The sequence below is a fragment of the Paenibacillus maysiensis genome, from assembly GCF_000520815.1.
Classification (GTDB): domain Bacteria; phylum Bacillota; class Bacilli; order Paenibacillales; family Paenibacillaceae; genus Paenibacillus; species Paenibacillus maysiensis.
Genome location: NZ_ASRY01000300.1, coordinates 1 through 2191, shown reverse-complemented (window position 1 = coordinate 2191; position 2191 = coordinate 1). Strand labels below are relative to the sequence as shown.

2 protein-coding genes are annotated in these 2191 nt (G+C 53.6%); one reads left to right on the top strand and one right to left on the bottom strand.

The window, feature by feature from the left end:
* On the top strand, positions 1-1079 hold a 1079-nt coding region (locus L696_RS0123365; RefSeq protein ID WP_025685808.1), incomplete at its 5' end, for a type III PLP-dependent enzyme domain-containing protein.
* A gap of 128 nt (positions 1080-1207) precedes the next feature.
* Here L696_RS0123365 and L696_RS0123360 read toward each other — a convergent pair.
* Positions 1208-2191 (bottom strand): FTR1 family iron permease (locus L696_RS0123360; protein ID WP_025685807.1); only part of this gene is annotated, 984 nt, incomplete at its 5' end.

Below are 2191 nucleotides of genomic sequence, written 5' to 3'. Positions count from 1 at the left end.
TAGCCTGTGGGATCGGCTGCATTCATGTCGAGTCGGTGCGGGAGCTGCGCTTGCTGGAGGACATTGCCGCCCAAGCAGGCTTGTTTGTCCGCGCTGCGGTTCGTGTGAATCCCGATAACGATTTGTCGGGATCGACGATCAAAATGGGCGGCATTCCTCGTCCCTTTGGTGTGGACGAGGGGCAGTTGGATCACTTTTTTACGGTGCTGGAAGATTGTCCACATGTATATTTCCAGGGCATTCAGGTGTATACAGGTACGCAAATGCTGAAAGCGGATCAGATTTTAGCTTCATTCGCGAATACCCTTCAATTGGCAGAACGCATACAGGATCAGTATGGTGTGACGATGCAGACGGTAAATTTGGGCGGCGGGTTTGGCGTTCCTTATTTTACTCATGAGCAGCCGTTGGATATGGGGCAAGTGATCGACGGACTGAACGCGATGGCAGAGCAGACTCGATCCCGTCTGCCAGGGGTTACGCTGATCATCGAAAGCGGCAGATATCTGGTTGCTCAGGCGGGTATGTACGTCTGTCGGGCGTTGTATATGAAGGAATCCAAGGGAGAGAAGTTCGTCGTGGCTGATGGCGGTATGAACCATTATGCCTCGGCTGCCTTTCGAGGACGCCGGATTAGGGACAACTACCCGGTGCGAATTATGCGTGGGCAAGGGGAGGGACAGGAAGTGGCGATTCAGATAGGGCAGGGGGATGGACCTGCTCAAGAGGCTGCTGCTGTCGAGCTAGAATTAGGGAAGGCCGCAGACCGGATAGGGGAGCTTCCGCCAGAAGCAACCGTGGATCTGGAAACCGTGAGCATTGTCGGACCGCTTTGTACACCCGAGGATTGTCTTGTGAAAAAAGCGCAGCTTCCTCCGATTCAGGAGGGTGATTATATTGTCATTCCGAATGCAGGAGCTTATGGACTAAGCTATAGTCCGGTGCATTTTCTGGGACATGCTACGCCGGCGGAGCTGCTGGATTTTCGCGGTGTGTTACACGTGATTCGTGAGCGCGGTGACCGTACAGACTTGCTCCATCACCAGCGTATGATCCCTTTGCTGGAGGATATTTTCTGATCGTAAAAGTCAGCACTCGCTTCTCGTGACTAAAAAAACGCCAAAACCGTTGGAGCCGATAGAGATCGGACCTGAGTTTTGACGTTTTTTTTCGTTATTTTTGCATTGTATGTGTTGCAGTTTGAACTTTAACGCTGCTTGGAGCTGCGCATTTCCTGACGTACAAGCTGCCATACCATGAAGATCAGCACAGCGACCTGTGGGATAAACGTTTCCCAAGTAGGATACATGCCCAGCCAGCTAATGGATGGCAACGAAGAGGCCGTGTGCCCCTGAAGCTTGCCAGCCACTTGAAGTGAGTGAATACTTTCGCCCAGAAACCGGAATACGAGATAGTAAATCAGTACAGTGGCCGTCAGGAAAAAGGCGCGAATCGGCAATCGTACGCTAAACTTGATGATCGCAAATGCCAGCACAACCAGTATGACAGTTGCCGAGCCAATACCAATCAGCAATTGAGAGGTTTCGATGGCCGGGGCCATACCGATATAAAAGATAGCGGTCTCGGCGCCTTCACGCAGAATCGCGAGCGCAGAAACTGCGAACAGCGACCACAGGCTACCACGCGCCAGCGCGCTGTCTACACTGTTCTCGACAAAGCGGTTCCATGCGGCAGCATTGGATTTGGAATGTAGCCAGCTACCAACAGTCAGCATAAGTACGACCGCTACCAGTCCAGTCACACCCTCCAGCAGCTCACGCATGCTGCCCGATGCGGCGGCCGCGACCAGTGTGGTGAACAGCACTGCCAGGATTCCGCTCAGTACCAGCCCTGTTCCGGCACCGGCCCATATCCAGCGACCAGCCACAGCCTCGCCGCTTTTTTTGGCATACGCCAGCAGAGCCGCGAGCACGAGAATGGCTTCCAGCCCCTCACGCAGCAAAATCAGTGCCGCATCCCAAGCGGTGTAGGAACGTTCTTCCGTCAACGGACGGAGCCTTTCCAGCATCTGATCAAGGGTCTGGATGGCTTTGACTGTGTTCGGTGGAGAAGACAGCAGATAACCGGAAGTCTCGGTCATTTTATTTTCAATCGCGGTATAGGACGCCGGATCGGAAATTTGCACATGTCCTTCCACCGAAGGCCACAGGGCGATGAACCGCCCTACCTT